The organism is Azotobacter chroococcum (assembly GCF_004339665.1).
In the GTDB taxonomy this organism is placed as follows: Bacteria; Pseudomonadota; Gammaproteobacteria; order Pseudomonadales; family Pseudomonadaceae; genus Azotobacter; species Azotobacter chroococcum.
Genome location: NZ_SMMU01000057.1, coordinates 1 through 18,511 on the forward strand (window position 1 = coordinate 1; position 18,511 = coordinate 18,511).

15 protein-coding genes and 2 pseudogenes are annotated in these 18,511 nt (G+C 60.3%); 11 read left to right on the forward strand and 6 right to left on the reverse strand.

The annotated features are described in order from the left end of the window. Positions 1-238: 238 nt before the first annotated feature. Entirely contained in the window at positions 239-478 is a 240-nt protein-coding gene (locus tag EV691_RS21790; protein ID WP_242672631.1) for a hypothetical protein, read from the reverse strand. Between the two features lie 210 nt (positions 479-688). Here EV691_RS21790 and EV691_RS21795 point away from each other — a divergent pair, with 210 nt between their 5' ends. From EV691_RS21795 to EV691_RS21805, 3 genes are all read left to right on the forward strand, one after another. Then, positions 689-1,927 (forward strand): maltoporin, encoded by a 1,239-nt coding sequence (locus EV691_RS21795; RefSeq protein WP_131301119.1) that lies wholly within the window; start codon positions 689-691, stop codon positions 1,925-1,927. A 460-nt stretch (positions 1,928-2,387) separates the two neighbouring features. Then, positions 2,388-4,334, forward strand: coding sequence for a DNA topoisomerase III (locus EV691_RS21800; RefSeq protein ID WP_207390274.1), 1,947 nt, complete (start codon positions 2,388-2,390; stop codon positions 4,332-4,334). A 131-nt stretch (positions 4,335-4,465) separates the two neighbouring features. Then, positions 4,466-5,362, forward strand: a complete 897-nt coding sequence (locus EV691_RS21805) for a Rossmann-fold NAD(P)-binding domain-containing protein (RefSeq protein ID WP_131301116.1) — start codon at positions 4,466-4,468, stop codon at positions 5,360-5,362. An 11-nt stretch (positions 5,363-5,373) separates the two neighbouring features. Here the strand turns inward: EV691_RS21805 and EV691_RS21810 are convergent, their stop codons facing one another. Continuing rightward, positions 5,374-5,877, reverse strand: a complete 504-nt coding sequence (locus EV691_RS21810) for an LEA/WHy family protein (protein WP_131301114.1) — start codon at positions 5,875-5,877, stop codon at positions 5,374-5,376. Between the two features lie 524 nt (positions 5,878-6,401). Here EV691_RS21810 and EV691_RS21815 point away from each other — a divergent pair. Next, positions 6,402-7,010: a cell wall hydrolase gene (locus EV691_RS21815; protein ID WP_131301112.1), complete on the forward strand. Its 609-nt coding sequence runs from the start codon at positions 6,402-6,404 to the stop codon at positions 7,008-7,010. Between the two features lie 58 nt (positions 7,011-7,068). Here EV691_RS21815 and EV691_RS21820 read toward each other — a convergent pair whose 3' ends face one another. Further along, positions 7,069-7,470, reverse strand: a complete 402-nt coding sequence (locus EV691_RS21820; RefSeq protein WP_131301110.1) for a hypothetical protein — start codon at positions 7,468-7,470, stop codon at positions 7,069-7,071. A gap of 270 nt (positions 7,471-7,740) precedes the next feature. Between EV691_RS21820 and EV691_RS21825 the strand changes: the two genes are divergently transcribed. The 4 genes from EV691_RS21825 to EV691_RS21840 all read left to right on the forward strand — a co-directional run bounded on the left by EV691_RS21825 (position 7,741) and on the right by EV691_RS21840 (position 11,559). Then, positions 7,741-9,111, forward strand: coding sequence for a DUF3300 domain-containing protein (locus tag EV691_RS21825; protein ID WP_131301108.1), 1,371 nt, complete (start codon positions 7,741-7,743; stop codon positions 9,109-9,111). A gap of 13 nt (positions 9,112-9,124) precedes the next feature. Next, positions 9,125-10,027 carry a DUF2950 domain-containing protein gene (locus EV691_RS21830; RefSeq protein WP_131301107.1) on the forward strand — a complete coding sequence of 301 codons (903 nt, stop codon included), beginning with the start codon at positions 9,125-9,127 and terminating at the stop codon, positions 10,025-10,027. Between the two features lie 438 nt (positions 10,028-10,465). Further along, positions 10,466-10,732 carry a hypothetical protein gene (locus EV691_RS21835; RefSeq protein WP_131301105.1) on the forward strand — a complete coding sequence of 89 codons (267 nt, stop codon included), beginning with the start codon at positions 10,466-10,468 and terminating at the stop codon, positions 10,730-10,732. 218 nt (positions 10,733-10,950) lie between these two features. Beyond that, a complete protein-coding gene (locus tag EV691_RS21840; protein WP_131301103.1) occupies positions 10,951-11,559 on the forward strand; it encodes a DUF502 domain-containing protein in 609 nt (202 codons plus the stop codon). 108 nt (positions 11,560-11,667) lie between these two features. On the opposite strand, the pseudogene EV691_RS21845 reads toward EV691_RS21840, so the two are convergent. The 3 genes and pseudogenes from EV691_RS21845 to EV691_RS21855 all read right to left on the reverse strand — a co-directional run. After that, positions 11,668-11,880, reverse strand: a pseudogene (locus tag EV691_RS21845) (transposase); the annotation flags it as partial. Positions 11,881-12,272: 392 nt separating this feature from the next. Further along, complete coding sequence (locus EV691_RS21850; RefSeq protein ID WP_131301121.1) at positions 12,273-13,175, reverse strand: AraC family transcriptional regulator; 903 nt, start codon at positions 13,173-13,175, stop codon at positions 12,273-12,275. Between the two features lie 238 nt (positions 13,176-13,413). Next, entirely contained in the window at positions 13,414-13,821 is a 408-nt protein-coding gene (locus EV691_RS21855; RefSeq protein ID WP_131301101.1) for a hypothetical protein, read from the reverse strand. 323 nt (positions 13,822-14,144) lie between these two features. Here EV691_RS21855 and EV691_RS21860 point away from each other — a divergent pair, with 323 nt between their 5' ends. The 3 genes and pseudogenes from EV691_RS21860 to EV691_RS24035 all read left to right on the forward strand — a co-directional run. Then, positions 14,145-15,620 carry a mannitol dehydrogenase family protein gene (locus tag EV691_RS21860; RefSeq protein ID WP_131301099.1) on the forward strand — a complete coding sequence of 492 codons (1,476 nt, stop codon included), beginning with the start codon at positions 14,145-14,147 and terminating at the stop codon, positions 15,618-15,620. Between the two features lie 366 nt (positions 15,621-15,986). Then, positions 15,987-17,750, forward strand: coding sequence for a purine-cytosine permease family protein (locus EV691_RS21865; protein WP_131301097.1), 1,764 nt, complete (start codon positions 15,987-15,989; stop codon positions 17,748-17,750). 217 nt (positions 17,751-17,967) lie between these two features. Then, positions 17,968-18,245 (forward strand): annotated as a pseudogene (locus EV691_RS24035) (transposase); the annotation flags it as partial. Positions 18,246-18,511 lie beyond the last annotated feature (266 nt).

Genomic DNA, 18,511 nt, shown 5'->3' on the forward strand with positions numbered 1-18,511 from the left:
TGGCGACCAAGTTCCAGGACGACAACAAGCAGCTGATCAGCGAGATCATCCGCAACCGCGAGTCGAGCTTCCTGACCACCGACTACATCTTCTGACGGGCGATGCCGGACAGCGCTTTCCGTGCTGTCCGGCCGCTATCCGGGCTGCGTTCTGTCGGTACTTTCCCGCTCCGGGGACAGGCTGAGAAAACGATGTCCGGATAGCGGGTCCGGCTATACCTTGAAACAAAGTTGCTCTATCATGAAGCCAGCTGAAACGTTTCAGCTTGAGCCGCTTCACTGCGCTGTTTCAGTCTGAGGAATGCCCCCTCATGGCTTCGAATAAATATAAGAAGGTTCACTGACATGCTGTATTGCCCATCCTTGTCTCCTGAATTCATTCGCTGCCCCTCTCTTGTCCGTTCCTCGGCTGTCTGCGCTCGCACGAGCGACCCTGTGTGGAAGCGTTCTTCCACGCCAGCACGAAGTCCCTTGCTCACGCCTGGCTCCTGAGGCCTGTGAAGGCGCGAGGGCGAGGGTAAAGCCCTTCATCTCCCGGACGACCAGGTAGCCCTGCGCACTGGAGTCTGTCGGTGCAACGATGGCGTAAAGGTAGCGCTATCTACTTGATTGCAAGTTCCTGGCGGTAATCGGCAATTGTCCTGGGTACAGGTCTTTACCGGCTAGAAAAAATAAGAATCGGAGCGGATATGAAGAAAAATTCGATGAAAAAGGCACTTTATCCACTGTGTGCCTTTCTTGCATTTCCCCTGACAGCCCAAGCACTCAATTTCAGCGGCTATTACCGCCTCGGGGTCGGCGGCAATACCAAAGGCGGTACGCAATCCTGCTTCCAGTTACCCGGCGCGCCCTCGAAATACCGGCTCGGCAACGAGTGCGAGCTGTGGAGCGAACTTGCCTGGGACCACGATATCGCCCTTGCCGATGGCTCGACCCTCTCCGGCATGGTCATGGGCGGCTTCTACAACCCCATCGGGCACAAGCCGAAGTTCAAGGATTCCAACGAGCATGGCGGGGGTTCCTCGCGGATCCAGCAGATGTTCGTCGAGTGGAAGAACGCCGCGGTACTCAACGGCGGCAACTTCTGGGTCGGGCGCCGCTACTACAAGCGGAACGACATCCACATGACCGACTACTACTACTGGAACCAGAGCGCCACCGGTTTCGGTTTCGACGAAGTGCCGATCGGTGACCTGCGCTACAGCTACGCCTTCTCGCGCAAGGACGATTATTGGCAGAACCCCTACGTCAGCCGCCACGACTTCAACGTCAACGGCTTCAAGACCAACCCCGGCGGCGAGGTGCAGGTGGGTCTCAGCTATCTGCAAAAACCGAGCGGCGATGATAGCCACAGCGGCTGGTCGGTGGCCGTGCAGCACAAGCAGGAAGGCTTCCTCGGCGGCAAGTACAATACCTTCGCCCTGCAATACGGCGAGGGGCCGGGCACGAGGCTGGGCTACACCGGCGATAGCGAGCTGGACAAGGAAAACAAGAGCTGGCGCATGGTCGAGTACTTCGACTGGCAGACCACGGAGCGCTTCGGCGGCCAGTTCCAGCTGGTCTACCAGAAGGACGTCCGTCCCGATGGCGACAACATGCGCTGGCTGTCGGTCGGCGTGCGGCCGGTGTACGCCTTCACCGAGACGTTCAAGCTGAGCGCCGAGGTCGGCCACGACCAGATCAAGGCGACCGACGGCACCCGCAAGCTGACCAAGTTCACCATCGCGCCGACCTGGTCGCCGGGCGGCCCGGGCTTCTGGGCGCGGCCGGAACTGCGCGTCTACTACACCTACGCCACCTGGAACGAGGCGGCGCAGCGCGCGGCCACCGAAATGAACCCCGAGTCCGCGCTGTCCGAGACCGGTGCCTTCGGTACCGACCGCCACGGCGGCAACTTCGGCGTGCAGGTCGAGTACTGGTGGAAGTGAAACCGGGGGCCGGCCTGTTCGGCGTGGCGGTCGAAAGCTCCTGGCCCGTGCCCGATAGGCAGCAGGATCCGGGCAGGCGATGGCCGGAAGGGAAGGGGAGTCGAGGCTCCCTTTCTGCCTGTCTCTGATCGAGAGCCGCGGCTCCGCCCCAGGAGTCCGCAAGGCCTGTGTGACGGTGCTGTACAAGCCCGCCCTTGTCGAACCGGACATCGACGCCTCTTGTTTTTATACGCTATTTAGTTAACGTTAACATAGCGTTTTGGGAGCCTTTTGGCAAGGCCATCGCCCGTGCGTTTTCACGGGTGTGTGTCCTTTGTTGTTGGTTTCTCGATAGGCTCTGGGGGAGCAGAACTTGAACCCTGACGGGCTCCTTTATCTGTATGGCCATACAGATAACGGTTGCCTGAGCGCCCGTTACTGCACATGCTTGGCGCCATCGCGACAACGACTGATGGCGACCATGCGGCTCTTCCTCTGCGAAAAACCCTCCCAGGCCAAGGACATCGCCCGAGTGCTCCAGGCCACCCGGCGCGGCGACGGCTGCTGGCTCGGGCCGGACGTGACGGTGACCTGGTGCATCGGCCACCTGCTGGAAACCGCGCCGCCGGATGCCTACGATGCGCGCTACAAGCGCTGGGACCTGAACGACCTGCCCATCGTCCCCGAGCGCTGGAAGATGCTGGTCAAGCCGAAGACCGCCAGCCAGTTCAAGGTCGTCAAACGCCTGCTCGGCGAATGCACGGAGCTGGTGATCGCCACCGACGCCGACCGCGAGGGCGAGATGATCGCCCGCGAACTGGTGGAGCATTGCCGCTATCGCGGGCCGATCCAGCGGCTGTGGCTGTCGGCCCTGGACGACGCTTCGATTCGCAAGGCGCTCAAAGCGCTCAAGCCGGGCGCCGAGACTTTCACTCTCTACCACGCGGCGCTGGGCCGCTCGCGCGCCGACTGGCTGATCGGCATGAACATGAGCCGGCTGTTCACCCTGCTCGGCCGCCAGTCCGGCTATCAGGGTGTGCTGCCGGTGGGTCGCGTGCAGACGCCGACCTTGCGTCTAGTGGTGGACCGCGACCGCAGCATCGCCGATTTCGTGCCGGTGCCGTTCTGGGCCATCGACGTGCAACTGCTGGCCGACGGCACGCCGTTCACCGCCCAGTGGCGCGCGCCGGAGGACGCCTGCGACGAGCAGGGGCGCTGCCTGAAACAGGCCCTGGCGCAGCAGGCGGCGGACGCCATGCGCTGCGCCGCCAGCGCGCGGCTGATCAAGCTGCAGACCGAGCGCATGCGCGAGGCGCCGCCGCTGCCGTTCGACCTCGGCACCCTGCAGGAAGTCTGCTCGAAGAAGCTCGGCCTCGGCGCCCAGGAAACCCTCGACATCGCCCAGGCGCTCTACGAGACGCACAAGGTCATCACCTATCCGCGCAGCGATTGCGGCTACCTGCCGCAAAGCCAGCACGGCGAGGCACCGGCGATCCTCGCCGCGCTGGGCCGCGCCGATCCGGCGCTGGCCGCCCTGATGCCGCACATCGACCCGCAGCGCCGCTCGCGGGCCTGGAACGACGCCAAGGTCGGCGCCCACCACGGCATCATTCCCACCGCCGCCGCGCAGAGCCTCGACCGCCTGGTCGGCAAGCAGCGCGCCGTGTTCACCCTGATCCGCGCCCGCTACCTGGCGCAGTTCCTACCGAATCACGAATACGACCGCACCCAGGCCGACTTCGACTGCGCCGGCCATGCGCTGCGCGCGGTGGGCAAGCGCATCGTCGAGCCCGGCTGGCGGCGCGCGCTGCCCGAGGCGCTGACCCCGGCGAAAGGGCGCGAGGCCCCTGAACCCCAGGCCCTGCCGGCACTGTGCGAAGGGCAGGACTGCGCCGTCAAGGAGGTGACGCTCAAGGACCTCTGGACCCAGCCGCCCAAGCCGTTCACCGAGGGCGACCTGATCAAGGCGATGAAGAGCGTCGCCAAGCTGGTCGACGATCCGCGGCTCAAGCAGAAGCTCAAGGACACCACCGGCATCGGCACCGAGGCGACTCGTGCCGGGATCATCCAGGGCCTGCTGGACCGCGGCTATCTCGTCAAGCAGGGCAAGGCGCTGGCCGCCACTCCCGCGGCGTTCAGCCTGATCGATGCCGTGCCGAAGCCAATCGCCGACCCCGGCACCACGGCGATCTGGGAGCAGGCGCTGGACATGGTGCAGAGCGGCGAGATGCCGCTGGAGGAGTTCGTCGCCAAGCAGTCGGCATGGATGCGCAAGCTGGTGGAGCGCTGTGCCGGCCTGCGCCTGACCATCAGCGGCCTGCCGGCCTCGGCCGGGCGCGGCGCCGCGCCCTGGAAGAAGAAGCGCAAGGCCGCCTCCAGCAAGGCGGCGACCGGCCGGCGCAGCGGAAAGCCGGTCGCCGCGGACTGACGGACGGCTGTTTTCCCAGGGCTCTCGGCCAGTCCGCTTATCTATAGTGTGCCCAGGGGCAAGTGCTCACGCTTTTGGTTTCCCGGCTCGGGCAGGTGGGCGCAACCCGACCGATCAGGCATGTGAAAGCCATGAAGAAACGACGGATTGCAGTCATCGGCCTGGGCAACCTGGGGCGCAGCTGTGCCGAGGCGCTGCTGGCCGATCCGACCCTGGCGCTGGCGGGGGTGGTGCGGCGCAATCCCGCTCCGCTCGACTGGCTGGGCGACATCCCGGTCGTCGGCCATGTCGCCGAGTTGCACGCGGTCGATGCCGCGTTGCTCTGCGTGCCCCCGGGCGTGGTCCTCGGCATGGCCAACGAGCTGCTGCAAAGACGACTCCCTGTGGTGGAGTGCGCGCGTCTGCACGGTGACGCCTTTCTCGCCCACAAGGCGGAAATGCAGCGGGTGGCACGCCTGCGCAAGACGCCCGCGGTGGTGGGCGCGGGCTGCGATCCGGGCATCCTATCGCTGTTCCGCAACCAGTTCGCGCTGCTGATCCCCCACGGGCACACACGCAGCAGCCTGCATGTCGGCACCAGCCTGCACCACTCGCTGGCCGCGGAGGGGATCGAGGGCGTCGGCAAGGCGCTGGCGACCGAGCTGAAGACCCAGGACGGCAGGCTCCAGCGCTATGTGTATGTCGAGCTGGAGCCCGGCGCCGATGCGGCCGCCGCGGAACAGGCCATCCGCCAGGACCCGCTCTATCTGGACGAGGAAACCCTGGTGTTCCCGGTGGAGAGCGTCGCCACGCTGGAGGAGACCAACCGTGGCCTGGTGCTGGAGCGCCATGCGGCGGCGAGCGACGCCGGCCATGCCGCCCTGCTGCTGGAGGCGCGCTTCAACGAGACGGAACTGGCGGCGCGCATGATGCTGGCCGCGGCGCGGGCACTGCCGCAGCTGCAGGCCGGCGCCTATTCGCTGGACGATCTGCCCGCTCGGGTGCTCTGGGGCGAGCAGGGCACGAGCGCGGAAAGGGAATGGATATGAGCGGTTTTTGCTTAAGGATTGCTGGCGAGCATCTCGCCATGTGTTAACTCGCCGTTATGGGAGAACGGCACTTTGCGTCCGAACAGACGGCCAGTCTTAACCTCCCCACTCACCTGATAAGCGATGGGGGTTTCGGCCTTCTTCAGCAACTTGACGAGGGGCTTCATACGCCGCCAGAGGTTGGTCGTGACCGGCACCTCGAATTCTTGATGGCCGTAGGCTGGAACGGTGAATGATTGCCTCGACTCACCATTGCTTACTAGCTCAAGGTCCTCCAGCTGCACCTTATAGGCCAGGCCGCGAACCGGTAGCTTGCTCTCGTTAGGGTTGCTGATCCGGAAGTGCAGAACAAAATCCTGCTCCAGCAGACCAGCCTTGCTGATTTCAACTTGGGTCAACTCCATGACAGGAGGCAGAAACGCCTCATCTGCCCAGCTTGTGGAAGCAGCTGTACTGGCAAGGAGAGTCATGAGCCAAAGGCTGAAAACCCTTGCTTTAGATGCCCGTAAATACATGGGGTCGCTCCCTTATTACTCGGCGTTAATAATAATCATTATTGCCTGTTGCCGCCACTAGGTAAGCTTGGCAAGAACGCATCAGCCGATAAATGACCGGTGTCATATTTTGGATGGCTATTGCGACAGCAGTTTGACTATAGGCAGGTCTTGCTCTGATCGGTACGTGGCAAGCCTTCCCATCCGTATGCCGTGGGGTCTTGAAGCCGCCAGCCGCACTTCACCACGAATGTTCTCCGCTCACGTGCCGAGAGCCATCCCTTCCGCGACTTCGCCAGTCGGCTAGACTGACCTGATCACGGCGGCCTCGATTCGACGAGGCGATGCCGTCGTCGAGGCGCTCCAACCGGCGCGCCGGCGAGTCATGGATTCATCGCGAAGCTTCCAGGAGAACGCCGCTGGCTGTTGGCGTGTGGATGCAGCTTGCGAATTTCTGACTCACACCATTGGCGCGAGTCCCGGAATGGCTGGTCGGACGTGGCACAGGTATGGGGCCAACTTGGGCTCACTCAGAAGGTTCGACCATGCGACTTATATGGATATGCCTTGCGGCCATCCTGCTTGGGGGCCAGGCGATCGCGACAGAGCCAGGGCAGAAAGCGGAAGCGGCAGTAGACAAGGCTGAGGTACTGGAGCAGAAGGCAGCGGCCGAGGAGGGCGTGACACCGCGGACCAAGGCCATCACGAAATCCGAGGCGCAGGCGGTCGACCCGGCAGGCAAGGCGCCCATGGACGATGCAATCACCTGCCTTGCACGCAGCATCTACTGGGAGGCCAAGGGCGGGGCGTCTGCCGACATGGAGGCCGTCGCCAGCGTTGCCATGAACCGGCTGGGCGACGAAGGCTTTCCAGACACGCTCTGCGAGGTCGTCAAGCAAGGCTCCGAGCAGGGTGACTGTCAGTTTTCATGGTGGTGCGATGGACGCGCGGATCAGGTGAAGGAAGACGCCCGCTACGTGATCGCCAAGGAAATAGCGCGAAAAGCGCTCAACCAGCAACTCAAGGACCGAACCAATGGCGCTTTGTATTTCCACGACAGGACTGTAGTCCCCGACTGGGTCAGGAAATACCGCAAGACAGCCGAGACCGGCGAATTTCTCTTTTATAAGCCTCGCGGCGCTACGGCACGCTAGAGCCGTTTCCCTGTACTCGGGCTCAAGGAATGCCCGGACCACTTGGTCGAGGGGCTCCTCAGGTATTGCGCAAGAGGTCGTGAGCATCGAGCAGCCGGTAGGCAATCTCCGGATGCTTCTCCAGGCCGCGGCGGATCGCCGCCGGAATCGACTGGCGGGTCTTGCGGCACAGTCCGGGCAGTTCGTCGATGTGAATGACGATGCCGCGCATGCTGCGCACCTCATGGAGGCCGGGGGCGATTTCCAGGCGGATCCCCAACTGCTCGTACATCCGCCGCTGCATGTGCTCGAGGTCGGCCAGGCTCTCGAGATTTTCCAGGCGCTCGAGCAGGCGTTTTTCCTCCTGGCGCGTCAGGCGCAGGATGCGCAGGTCGGCGCCGGGCGTGTCCAGCAGGCGTTCGCGCCCGCAGACGCAGGCACCAGGCGGGCAGGCTTGGCGGATCGGCAAAGAGGGCGTCATGGAGTCGATCATAGTGGTCCGCGATCACCGTTGCCCATTGGATGCGTACATACACATTCAGGCAGCCCGATTCGGCAGGATCGGGTTGACCCGCCACGACTGCTGCCAGGCATTTCGCCACGTTTCAGGCGTGACCGGATCGAGGGCGATTCAGGCTTTCGTACCTGAGCCAGCCGACCGCCTATGCTTCATAGCCGCAGCCCGTCGTCGTCGACGGTGGGTGCAATGTCCCAGCGTTCCGTCCCGCTTTCCTGCCCAAGGAGAAGCGTCATGCGTATCGATCATCGTTTCAGCGCAGTTCTGCTTGTCTGGCTGGCCTTGGCAGGCTGGCCGGAGCAGGGCGCCCGGGCCGCCGATCCTCCCGCCGCGGCGGCCCAGAGCGAAGCCGTCTTCCGGCAGGAGGAGCTCGACCAGATGCTGGCGCCGCTGGCCCTGTATCCCGACGCCCTGCTGGCCCAGGTGCTGATGGCGAGCACCTACCCGGGCGATGTCGCCGATGCCGTGGCCTGGTCCAGGGCGCATCCGGATGCCAGCGGCGACGACGCCGTGGGCCAGGTGGCCAACGAACCATGGGACCCGAGCGCGCAGTCGCTGGTCGCCTTCCCGGCGGTGCTGGTCACCCTCGGCCAGGACCCGGCCTGGGTGCAGCGCGTCGGCGATGCCTTCCTCGCCCAGCCCGACGACGTGATGGATTCGGTGCAGCGTCTGCGCCGCCAGGCACAGGCCGCCGGCAACCTCCAGTCCACCGAGCAGCAGCGCGTCATCGTGCAGCCGGCGGCGCCGGCCAGCACCACCACCGTGGTGCAGGCTCCGGCCCCCACGCAGACCATCATCATCGAGCCGGCCGACCCGCAGGTCGTCTACGTGCCCAGCTACAATCCCAGCGTGGTCTACGGCACTTGGCCGAATCCGTCCTACCCGCCGGCGTACTACCCGCCGCCGCCGGGCTACTACTTCGGCTCCGCGCTGGTCACCGGCCTGGGCTTCGCCGCGGGCGTGGCGGTCATCGACTCGATCTGGGGCGACTGCGACTGGGACCACGGCGACATCGACATCGACGTCGACCGCTACAACAACGTCAACCGCACCCGGCAGCTCGACGCCAGCCAGAACAAGTGGCAGCACAACGCGGTCAATCGCGACGGCGTGCCCTATCGCGACCGTGCCAACCGCGAGCGTTACGGCCAGCGCCTGCCTGGCAGCGAACAGCGCGACGCCCTGCGCGGCCGCGAGCCGGCCCGCGCCGCCGACCGCGAGCGGGCCCGGCAGAGCATGGCCCAGCGCGGCGTCGAGGCCCCGGCCACCAGCAACCGCGAGGCGCGCGAACGGGCCCAGGTCGCCGGCCGCGAGATGCGCGACCAGCCGCAGGCCAGGCAGCGCACGCAGGCCAGTGCCCAGCCGCGCCAGCGTACGCAGAGCAGCCCGCAGGCCCGCCAGCAGGCGCGGCAGAAGTATTCCAGCAGTCAGAAAACACGCAACAACGCCTTCGCCGGTGCGCGCAATCCCTCGCAGGCGCGAGCGTCCGTCAGCCGCGGCGAGGCCAGTCGCGCCTCCGCCAGCCGGCCGAAGGTGGAACGCAGTGGCCGGCCGGTGCAGCGGGCGTCCCGCTCGCCTTCACGGGGCAGCGCCCGTCGGCGCTGAAAGGAGATTCGCCATGAATGCCGCATTCCGTATTTTCCTTCCCGTGCTGCTGGTCCTACTGACGCTGGAGGTGCGTGCGCAGCAGGTCTACCCAAGCCCGGATGCTGCCGTCGAGGCGCTGATCGTCGCGCTGGGCACGGAGAAGGGCGATCCCGTGCGCCTCGCCGCGCTGCTCGGGGACGACTGGCAAACCTGGATCCCTACCGACGATATCGAGCGCAAGGATGTCGACGCCTTCCTCGCCCTCTACCGCGAGAAGCATGCGATCCAGCCCGATGGGCAGGGGCGCGCGCTGCTGGTGGTCGGCAACACGCCCTTGTCGTTCCCCCTGCCGCTGATCAAGGGCAAGGACGGCTGGCGCTTCGACCCCAAGGCCGGCGGCGAGGAGATCCGCGCGCGGCGCATCGGCCGCAACGAGCTGGCCACCATCGAGGCGGTGCTGGCCTACCACGACGCACAGATGGACTACGCCGAGATCGACCGCGACGGCGACGGCGTGCTCGAGTACGCACAGAAGTTCCTGAGCAGCGACGGTCAGTACGACGGTCTGTACTGGCCCGAAGAGCCGGGCATCGAGGAAAGCCCGCTCGGCCCGCTGTTCGGCGACGATCTGCCGGACGGCGTGTGGCACGGCTATCGCTACCGCATCCTCGATGCCCAGGGCCCGTCCGCGCCGGGCGGCGCCTATGGCTACAAGCTCGGCGACAACATGAGCCGCGGCTTCGCGCTAATCGCCTGGCCGGCCGAGTACGGTGACAGCGGGGTGATGAGCTTCATGATCAGCCACGACGGCCAGGTGTTCGAAAAGGACATGGGCCCGGATAGCGCGCAGATCGCCCTGACGATGCCCGGCTTCGACCCGGACAGCAGCTGGCACGAGGTCGAGGAGCCGACCAGCACCGCTATGCAGAACTAATGAGCTCCGCGCCGCTGGCGATCCACCTAGCCGTCGGTGCGCGCGGATTGCCTGTAGCTTTCGAGACAGCTTCCGACTGAAGTCAAAAGCTGCCAACCATGGCGGCATCGTTTGACCCAAGCCCTAATTTGCAAGTAATGGATTCGTACTTTGCGGATGGATACTAGAGTTTGAAGTTGTTGGTCAGGTAGGTGCAAACATGAGCGGCCTATTGAAACAAAAGAAATTCCATGCCCTTCGTGTGCATGAAACTTGCCTGATAGATCAATGAGTTGGCGATCTTTTGACGCAGTATGATCGGGCGCTGCTTGGCTTCTATTAATTTATGGCTCGGTGGACAAACCACTGGCACTGAATTTAACTGAATATCTCCGGAACACTCTCGGACAAGGCGCGCCGATAAGCCGAGGTTACTGTGCTCATTAACGGAGGAAGATCATGTTTAAAAAGAGCCATCTGGCTGTTGTAGCAACTCTGGCCATCGCCGCCGGCGTGCAGTGGGTGTCGGTGCCGGTCTATGCAACCGAGCAGGGCGAGCAGCGGCAGGAAGCACGGGATACGAAGCAGGAAGGCCGCGACGAAACAAGGGAGGCGAAGGAGGCATGCAAGGAGGGAGATGAAAGTAGTCGTCCGGAATGTCGCCAGGAGAAACGCGACACCAAGGAGGAAACGCGAGAGGAAGCCCGGGACATCAAGCAGCAATAATCAAAGTGGGTAATCCCCTGGCTATGCCGGGGGAGCCAGAAGGTTCGATCTTTCCGGGAGTCGGTTGTTGCCCCGCGGCGTGGCTGGAGGCGGATGTTGGCACTTTTGGTGATCAAACTGAAACAACTTGTTGATCGGTTTGCGAATGTGCCGCGGAATCCATGGATCAAGGGAGCGTGGCCCTTTCCGCCAATCCATAGTCAAGAAAGGCGGTGCATATGAAAAAGGCTCTTGCGTTCGTCGCTCAAAGGGTGATTGGCGGATTGCTCGTCGTCATACCGATTTACCTCGCCGTCCTGGTGCTTCTCAAGGGAATGAAATCGGTGGGGCAACTGGTGCGGCCGTTCACCCAGCTCCTTCCGGACTGGTTTCCCGCCGAGCAGGCCCTGTCCCTTCTCGTCGTATTGATGATCTGCTTCCTGATCGGGGTTGTTCTCCGCACTCGGTTGGGGCAGGTGGCCCGCAAGCAGGTGGAGAAAGGCTTCTTCGAAAGAATCCCGGGCTACTCGCTGTTCCGGAGCCTGACCCAGCAGGTGGCGGGGGACAACCGCCAAAACGTCTGGAAGCCCGCGCTGGTCGAGATCGAGGACGCTCTTGTCCCGGCATTCATCATTGAGGAGTTCAAGGACGGTCGCTACACGATTTTTGTCCCATCGATCCCCACGCCATTTGCCGGCGCCGTCTACGTTCTCGACGGGAAACGCGTGCATCCCTTGGACGTGCCTTTCACCGAAGCCCTCAAAGTCGTCTCCAGGTGGGGATCGGGTGCCAGGGAGCTTGTTGCGGCCATGGAAAGAGAGGGCAACCGGCGTGAGGCGGAGAGCTGACTGGCAAGGGCAGACGCAGCGCCGGAAGATCTTCATGAACCGCCCAACGCATTGGGCGGCCATCAAGACAAATCGGCTGCGACCTCTTCGCCAGAGGCTAGTTGCATCCTAGGTGGTGAACTGCCAGTTGATCTTGGCATCGAGGTGGTTGTGGCGTTGCTGCCATGCGGCGACCTCCTTGCGCATCAGCTCGAGGGAGTCGATGCGCCTGTCCAGGCACTGACCGACGAGTACGTTGATCTCGATTTCGGCCATGTTCAGCCAACTGCCATGTTTGGGGGTGTAGACGAACTCGAAGCGATCTCTCAAGGCCTTAGCCTCACTCCTTTCAAGGTCCGCTGGTTTTCGGGAGGAGAGTTTACGTAAAGACCTTGAAAGGGATTCCCCTGAAAACCGGGATCGTCGAGAAAACCTTGGCCAGCCGGCATGGAAGGCTGGCTGCGTGAGGGTTTCCGAAGCCTCGGACTTGGCCAGACCGTTATTTGGCGAAGGTGGCGTGCAAGATTGGACGGTCTGCATGGGTATGGGGACATCGGTTATTTTGACGACAACCAACGTGTCGCCCATGCAGTCTTCTTCAAGTCATACCCATTTGATTTATAAGGATAATTTCTGGTGATCACTCAGGGACTACTCCCATTCGGTAACCATGTTGCACTCAGCTTCTGCATCCGCTGGGGAGCGATGGTATCGCCCCCTGTTGCTCCCATTGGTCAATCAAACGAGCGAGCAACACCTGCCAGCTTGCGATAGTTGGATGGGGTCATTTCCTTGAGCGCCATAAAGTGACGATTGAAATTGGATATATTGGTAAAGCCCACTTCAAAACAGATATTCGTAATCGGCAGATCACTGTGTACCAGCAGATCACAGGCACGGGTGATGCGTAGGCTATTTACGAACTCTACAAAGCGTCGCCCGGTCGCCTGGCGGAAAAACTTTGAGAAGTAAGTTGGCTGCATGTCGAGTTCTTCGGCAACCTCTTCCAAACTTAGATTCTCGTGGTAATGATTGAAGATATAGTTGACCGCCTGATTTACACGCTGCTGATTCTTTTCGCCAGTTATGGTCAGATAATGGTCGCTGGAAAGTAGTTGATACTGATCTGCCTTGGCAAGAAGGCCCATGATGGACAGGAAGTGAGCAAGGGATTCCAGTCCGCTGGATGTCGCTATTCTCTGCATCAGGAACTGTGCTTCACGGATAGTATCAACGTTCTGGAATTCGATGCCGAGGCTGGCCCGCTGTAGCAAACCATCCAGTTCGGTGAGCTCCGGCAGGACACTACGTGCGGCCTGCATCATTTCATCAGTGAATACGACAACTTGGTCCCGCTCCGGATAGATTTCCTGTTCATCCGTATGGCTGATCCAGTTATGGGGAAGGTTGGGGCCAATCAGGAACAGAGTGCTGGGGTAGAAGTTGCCGATATAGTCCCCAACGAATACCTTGCCGCTGCTGTGAGTGATCAGGTGCAGTTCGTATTCCTTGTGGTAGTGCCAGCGGACCAGAGGGTCGGGAAAGCCGTGTTTTCGATAAAGAATCGAGCTGTGTTCCTTGGGAGGGATCAGCTCGTAGGAGGGTGGGGAGTGACGTGTTGTGGCTCGCTTGCTCATCACCTTGGGCTTGGATTTTGTCAGGACTTGTGTACTACAAACATAGATAAAGAAGTAAAGCTTGTACACTTTGTTCTTTTGAAGATAAGTATATTTCTAATAAGTTATTGATTTTTATATATTTATTTTTTGTGTTGGGTGTTACCTGGTCTGGCTGCACATTTTTTTGTGCAAAAAAGTACAGGTTTTTTGGTGGTTATGGGTTTGTCTTGGTGGTGAGTGACAGGTGTAATTCCTTTCATCCAGGCTCTCCCGTCGAATGCCCCTGATCCATGGGATGAAGTACACAAGAAAGATAAAAATGGGCCGATCGCGTGATCGGCAGAGGAGTGAACAATAATAATGAAGCATCCATTAAGCCCAACGGCCGGGCAGCCTGCCAGAGTTCAATCACCATCCAGTAAAGCAATTTGTCGCCGGCTTTATCGGCACGCCGGAAATGGCGCTCCTGGAGGGCTTCGTCAAAGCCCTCAGTGGTTCGGACCTCACCATCACGCGGGCCTGCGGGCCCGAGTACTGCTTGTCGCTCGATGGCAGCAATCTGAAGGTAGGCGACAAGATAACCTTTGGTGTGCGTCCCGAGCTTATTCAGACCACCAATACGGAAGGCAGCCCGTTCAAGGTGCGGCTCGATGTGTCCGAACATCTTGGGGCGGACACCTATTGTCATGTACGGCACAGAACGGCGAAACGTTGATGGTGCGAATCCACGGTGACTTTGGCAGGCACTTTGGCGATGGGGTGGGCTTGGTTCCGGAACTGGACCATCGTCGTCTGCTCGATGCCAATGGCCGCGTTCTGTGCAAGCCGGGATCATCGGCCAAGGCGGCCTGATTCCTCCGGCACAACCTTTTTATATTGAACGCTGTTTAAGGTGCGTCTTCAGGCGCGCCGGGATTCTTGTCGGCTGACGAAAGTCCGGGCTTCGCTAGTTTCAGATAAACCCGAGCGGTCTAGAGGTAGCAAAACGTGAAACTCAATACCGAAAATCTGTCTCAACTCCCTGAGCGTATTTTGCGCCCGGTATACGACCGCGGGCAGGTCAAGCAGGGAATAGTACATATTGGTGTCGGTGGCTTTCACCGTGCCCATCAGGCGATCTACACCGAGATGTTGCTCAGCCGGGGCAAGGCCAGCGAGTGGGGCATTTGTGGGGTGGGGCTGCGTTCGGAAGATCGAGCCATGCAGGAGGTGCTGGCATCCCAAGACTATCTCTATACCCTCTATGAACTGGGTGACGGCGACGATACGCAGATCCAGGTCGTCGGCGTCATCGGCGATTTCCTGCTGGCCGAGGATGGTACCGAGGCGTTGATTCGCAAGCTGGCTGACCCCGAAACCCGGATCGTATCGCTGACCATCACAGAGGGCGGCTACTGCACCGACGATAGTACCGGCCAGTTCAATGGCGATCTGCCGCAAATCCACCATGACCTGGCTAATCCGCTGCAGCCTCGGACGGTATTCGGCTTTCTGACTGAGGCCCTGGCCCGCCGCCGTGCTGCTGGCATCAGGCCGTTTACCGTGATGTCTTGCGATAACCTGCCGCATAACGGCCAAGTGGCACGCAATGCCCTGCTGAGCTTCGCCAGGTTGCGTGACGCGGGACTCCACGACTGGATCGCCACCAACGTCAGCTTTCCGAATGCAATGGTCGACCGGATCACACCGATGACCAGCGATGCGCACCGCTCCCAATTGTATGAGGAAACCGGCATTGAGGATGCCTGGCCGGTGGTGGCCGAGCCTTTCCTGCAGTGGGTGGTGGAGGACAAGTTCTGCAACGGTCGACCGTCCTGGGAGGAGGTCGGCGTGCAATTCACCGACGATGTCACACCTTATGAGGAGATGAAGATTCGCCTCCTTAACGGCAGTCACATGGCAATGGCCTATCTCGGTGCGTTGCTCGGTCACCGCTATGCGCACGAGGCGATGCAGGATTCGCAGCTGCTGGCGTTTGTCCGCGCCTACATGGACCGGGATGTCACGCCGCTGCTGGCCGACGTGCCCGGCATCGCTCTGAGGGAGTACAAGAACACACTGATCAAGCGTTTCTCCAACAGCGCGATCTGCGACCAGATCAGCCGGCTTTGCTCCGACGGTTCATCCAAGCTCCCGAAGTTCGTGCTGCCGACCCTGCTTGACCAGATTGATTCTGGAACTGACATGCAGCGCACTGCGCTGATCATCGCCGCTTGGTGCCACTACCTGCGCGGCCTCGACGAGCGAGGTGAAACCTACCCGATTCTTGATCCGCGTGCCGTCCCACTACAGGAAGCCGCATACGCCAAAGAGCGCCTACTTGAGAGTTTCCTGGGGCTTGAAGATGTGTTCGGGAAGAGGATTCCGGCTTCTGCGACATTCGTGTCCATCTTCCGCCAGCAGCTTGAGCGCCTGCGGACACTCGGCGTGCGGGCCACGCTTGAACTGACGATGGCGGAATAGGGGGCAGACGACAAGATGTTTGCGACCTTCATTTAAATAAATGAGGTAATCCTCGGCTTGGCCGGCAGGAGCCTTCTGTATCGACCAAGAGGTTGGAGTGTAAGTACCACGTTGTTTTCATCCCAAGCCACGGCTTTGCCAGTGGATACTTGCATGTTTATTTTGGTGTGCGGCCTCTGGTCTGGTCGCTATTTTTTGTGCAAAAAATATAGGCATTCTGGTGGCTATGAGTTTGGCTTGGTGGTAAATGCCAAGGGTGGTTTCTTTGATCCTGGTCTCCCCGTTGAATGTTTTTGATTTCTGGGGATGGTTACAACAAAGATAATAAACAGGCTGATCGCGTGGTCGGCAAAGGAGTGAGCAATAATGAAAACAAAAACACAGGCGCTAAGTTTCGATGGCATGGGCGAGGAGCAATTGCCAATACCGAAACATAAACTTCACGGCTGGACTCACTTTATGGGCTTGTATGCCGGTGAGCACGTTGCCGCAACCGAGTTTGTCATTGGTGCCACTTTTGTGGCGCTGGGTGCCAAAACCATGGATATCTTGCTGGGATTGCTGATTGGCAACATCCTGGCGGTCCTTAGTTGGACCTTGATTACCACGCCAATTGCGGTAGAAACAAGGTTGAGTCTGTATACCTACCTGCACAAAATTGCGGGTGGCTCGATGACAAAGCTCTATAACTGGGCGAACGTCATTATTTTTACCGTGATATCTGCGGCGATGATAACTGTGTCGTCGACGGCAGTGCGGTTCTTGTTCGACATACCGGCACAGTTGAACTGGTTTCCAACGGATCCCTGGTTTGTCATGGTTGTGATGGGTGTCGGCATAATTGTAGTCTTGGTCGCCATGTATGGTTTCAATGCCGTTTCCGAATTCTCGGGTATTTGTGCACCTTGGCTATTTGTCATGTTTCCCTGTGGCGCGCTTGTGTTGATGCCCGCTTTGGCCGAGTCAGTTCTGGGCCACACCACGTTGAGTGGATGGAGCGACTTTATACAGATTGGCAGTCAGTCGATCTGGACAGGGGTGAATGCTCAGGGAGGGCCGGGGATCGGGCTGCTTGAGGTGATTGGTTTCGCATGGGCGGCCAACACGATTACGCACTTCGGTTTGATTGACATGGCCTTACTGCGTTACTCCAAGAAAAAGTCCTATGGCCTCTGCACGAGTTCGGGCATGCTGTTCGGCCACTATATCGCTTGGATTGCCGCAGGGATCATGGGAGCGGGCACCGCTGTCATTCTGAAAACCTCGATTACCACTCTGGACCCCGGTGATGTGGCCTTCCATGCACTCGGTTTGTCGGGGTTCGTAATTGTGATCGTTGCCGGCTGGACGACTGCCAATGCCAACCTCTACCGGGCCGGCCTCGCCGCGCAGGCGATCTTCCATAAACATTCACTTAAGCAGACCACGCTGGTCGTCGGCATCGTGACTGTGATCGTTGCTTGTTTCCCCTTTGTTTTTACGAAAATGCTGCCATTGCTGACCTATGCAGGCCTGTTGGTTGTGCCGGTCGGAGCTATTGTCTTCGCCGAGCACGTTATATTCCCCCGTATCGGTTTGACCCGCTACTGGGTGACATATCGCAAGCTCATCCATAGCACTCCGGCGGTTGCCTCATGGGGTGCAGGACTTGTCTTTGGCTTCGGCCTGAATGTGCTGGATGTCATGTCGTTCTACTACTTGTTCATCCCGACTTGGTTCTTTACCGTGATTCTTTATACACTCATGGCCAAGAAATACGGTGCCGAGGAAAAGTATCCGGAAGAAGAGGCTGAGTTGCTGGCTTTTGACAGGAATGTCGAGGCTTTCCAGGAGGAACAGGCCAGGGCCTATAAGATGCCTGTCAAGGACAATACCACTTTGTCGAAGTGGCTCCATGTGGTATCTCACACGAGTTTAGGTATTGCCTTATTGCTGGCTTGCAACACGATGTTCCGCAGTCCGGACATGTTTGCCTACCAAGCAAACCGCGAGATTTTCTACAGTATTGGGTTCGTTTGTACCGTAATTTATTTCGTGGTCTCCTATTGGGCGATGCGCCGGCGCAAAACTCTTACTGAAACTCAGGATGGTCTGAAAAAGTCTATTTCCGCTCCTTCATTGGGTGGCTAGCTGTGATCTCTCAATAGGTGGTTCATCCGGGGCGTACTCGGAATGCTGGAAGCGCGGCCAACACAGCCCTCCAAGAGCCCCGGATGAACCTGCATAAACATGCCCGTCTTACTGAACTTGTCCAGCATTCGTGGACACAGCTTTAATCTTACTGTGTCATAAGAAATCGAGGAGAATACAGCCGTTTCAACAGCTGACTAGATTCACGAAAGAATGGATGGAACAGCGCTTTGAGGCTTACCTCGATCATCTGTGCGACTCTCTGGGCCACGTGGACCGGCATGAAGGTTCAGGGACTGATATTGCCGCTGGCACGAAAGAGCGTCGAACCGCTGACTGCAGGAATCGATCCCATGCAGTGCGGGCACGCCACCAGTCACTGCATCATTTCGTAGCCAAGTTCGACTGGTCGGTGAGGGATTGCTCGAGCGTGTGCGGGCCTGGGTGGAGCCGGCGCTGCTGCGCGAGGGCGGCACCAAGCGCTACTGGATCATGGCGTCCATGCGCTCCATGGCCTGCAGACCCAGATAGCGCATGTCGTGTCTCTTGTGCCCTGGGAGGGAATGCATCCCACATTAGGGCCTGTTGACGTTTTGGCGTAGGCCCCGTCCCTGCGGGTTGCGCGACAAATGCCGCCATGCGGCGTTGCGGGTCTTGGCAAGGGAATGAACCGCCCCGGGTTTCTCGGAGGCTCCAACCTTTGAGAGGATGGAGCCATGAAGACAGCAACGAAGTATTCCCCTGAAGTCCGGCAACGGGCG

Excerpts from the sequence above, each read along its gene's own strand:
- EV691_RS21865 (WP_131301097.1), top strand. The coding sequence starts at position 15,987 with ATGAAAACAAAAACACAGGCGCTAAGTTTCGATGGCATGGGCGAGGAG.
- EV691_RS21805 (WP_131301116.1), top strand. The coding sequence starts at position 4,466 with ATGAAGAAACGACGGATTGCAGTCATCGGCCTGGGCAACCTGGGGCGC.
- EV691_RS21800 (WP_207390274.1), top strand. The coding sequence starts at position 2,388 with ATGCGGCTCTTCCTCTGCGAAAAACCCTCCCAGGCCAAGGACATCGCC.
- EV691_RS21815 (WP_131301112.1), top strand. The coding sequence starts at position 6,402 with ATGCGACTTATATGGATATGCCTTGCGGCCATCCTGCTTGGGGGCCAG.
- EV691_RS21840 (WP_131301103.1), top strand. The coding sequence starts at position 10,951 with ATGAAAAAGGCTCTTGCGTTCGTCGCTCAAAGGGTGATTGGCGGATTG.
- EV691_RS21830 (WP_131301107.1), top strand. The coding sequence starts at position 9,125 with ATGAATGCCGCATTCCGTATTTTCCTTCCCGTGCTGCTGGTCCTACTG.
- EV691_RS21835 (WP_131301105.1), top strand. The coding sequence starts at position 10,466 with ATGTTTAAAAAGAGCCATCTGGCTGTTGTAGCAACTCTGGCCATCGCC.
- EV691_RS21850 (WP_131301121.1), bottom strand. The coding sequence starts at position 13,175 with ATGAGCAAGCGAGCCACAACACGTCACTCCCCACCCTCCTACGAGCTG.
- EV691_RS21855 (WP_131301101.1), bottom strand. The coding sequence starts at position 13,821 with ATGTTCGGACACATCGAGCCGCACCTTGAACGGGCTGCCTTCCGTATT.
- EV691_RS21795 (WP_131301119.1), top strand. The coding sequence starts at position 689 with ATGAAGAAAAATTCGATGAAAAAGGCACTTTATCCACTGTGTGCCTTT.
- EV691_RS21810 (WP_131301114.1), bottom strand. The coding sequence starts at position 5,877 with ATGTATTTACGGGCATCTAAAGCAAGGGTTTTCAGCCTTTGGCTCATG.
- EV691_RS21820 (WP_131301110.1), bottom strand. The coding sequence starts at position 7,470 with ATGACGCCCTCTTTGCCGATCCGCCAAGCCTGCCCGCCTGGTGCCTGC.
- EV691_RS21825 (WP_131301108.1), top strand. The coding sequence starts at position 7,741 with ATGCGTATCGATCATCGTTTCAGCGCAGTTCTGCTTGTCTGGCTGGCC.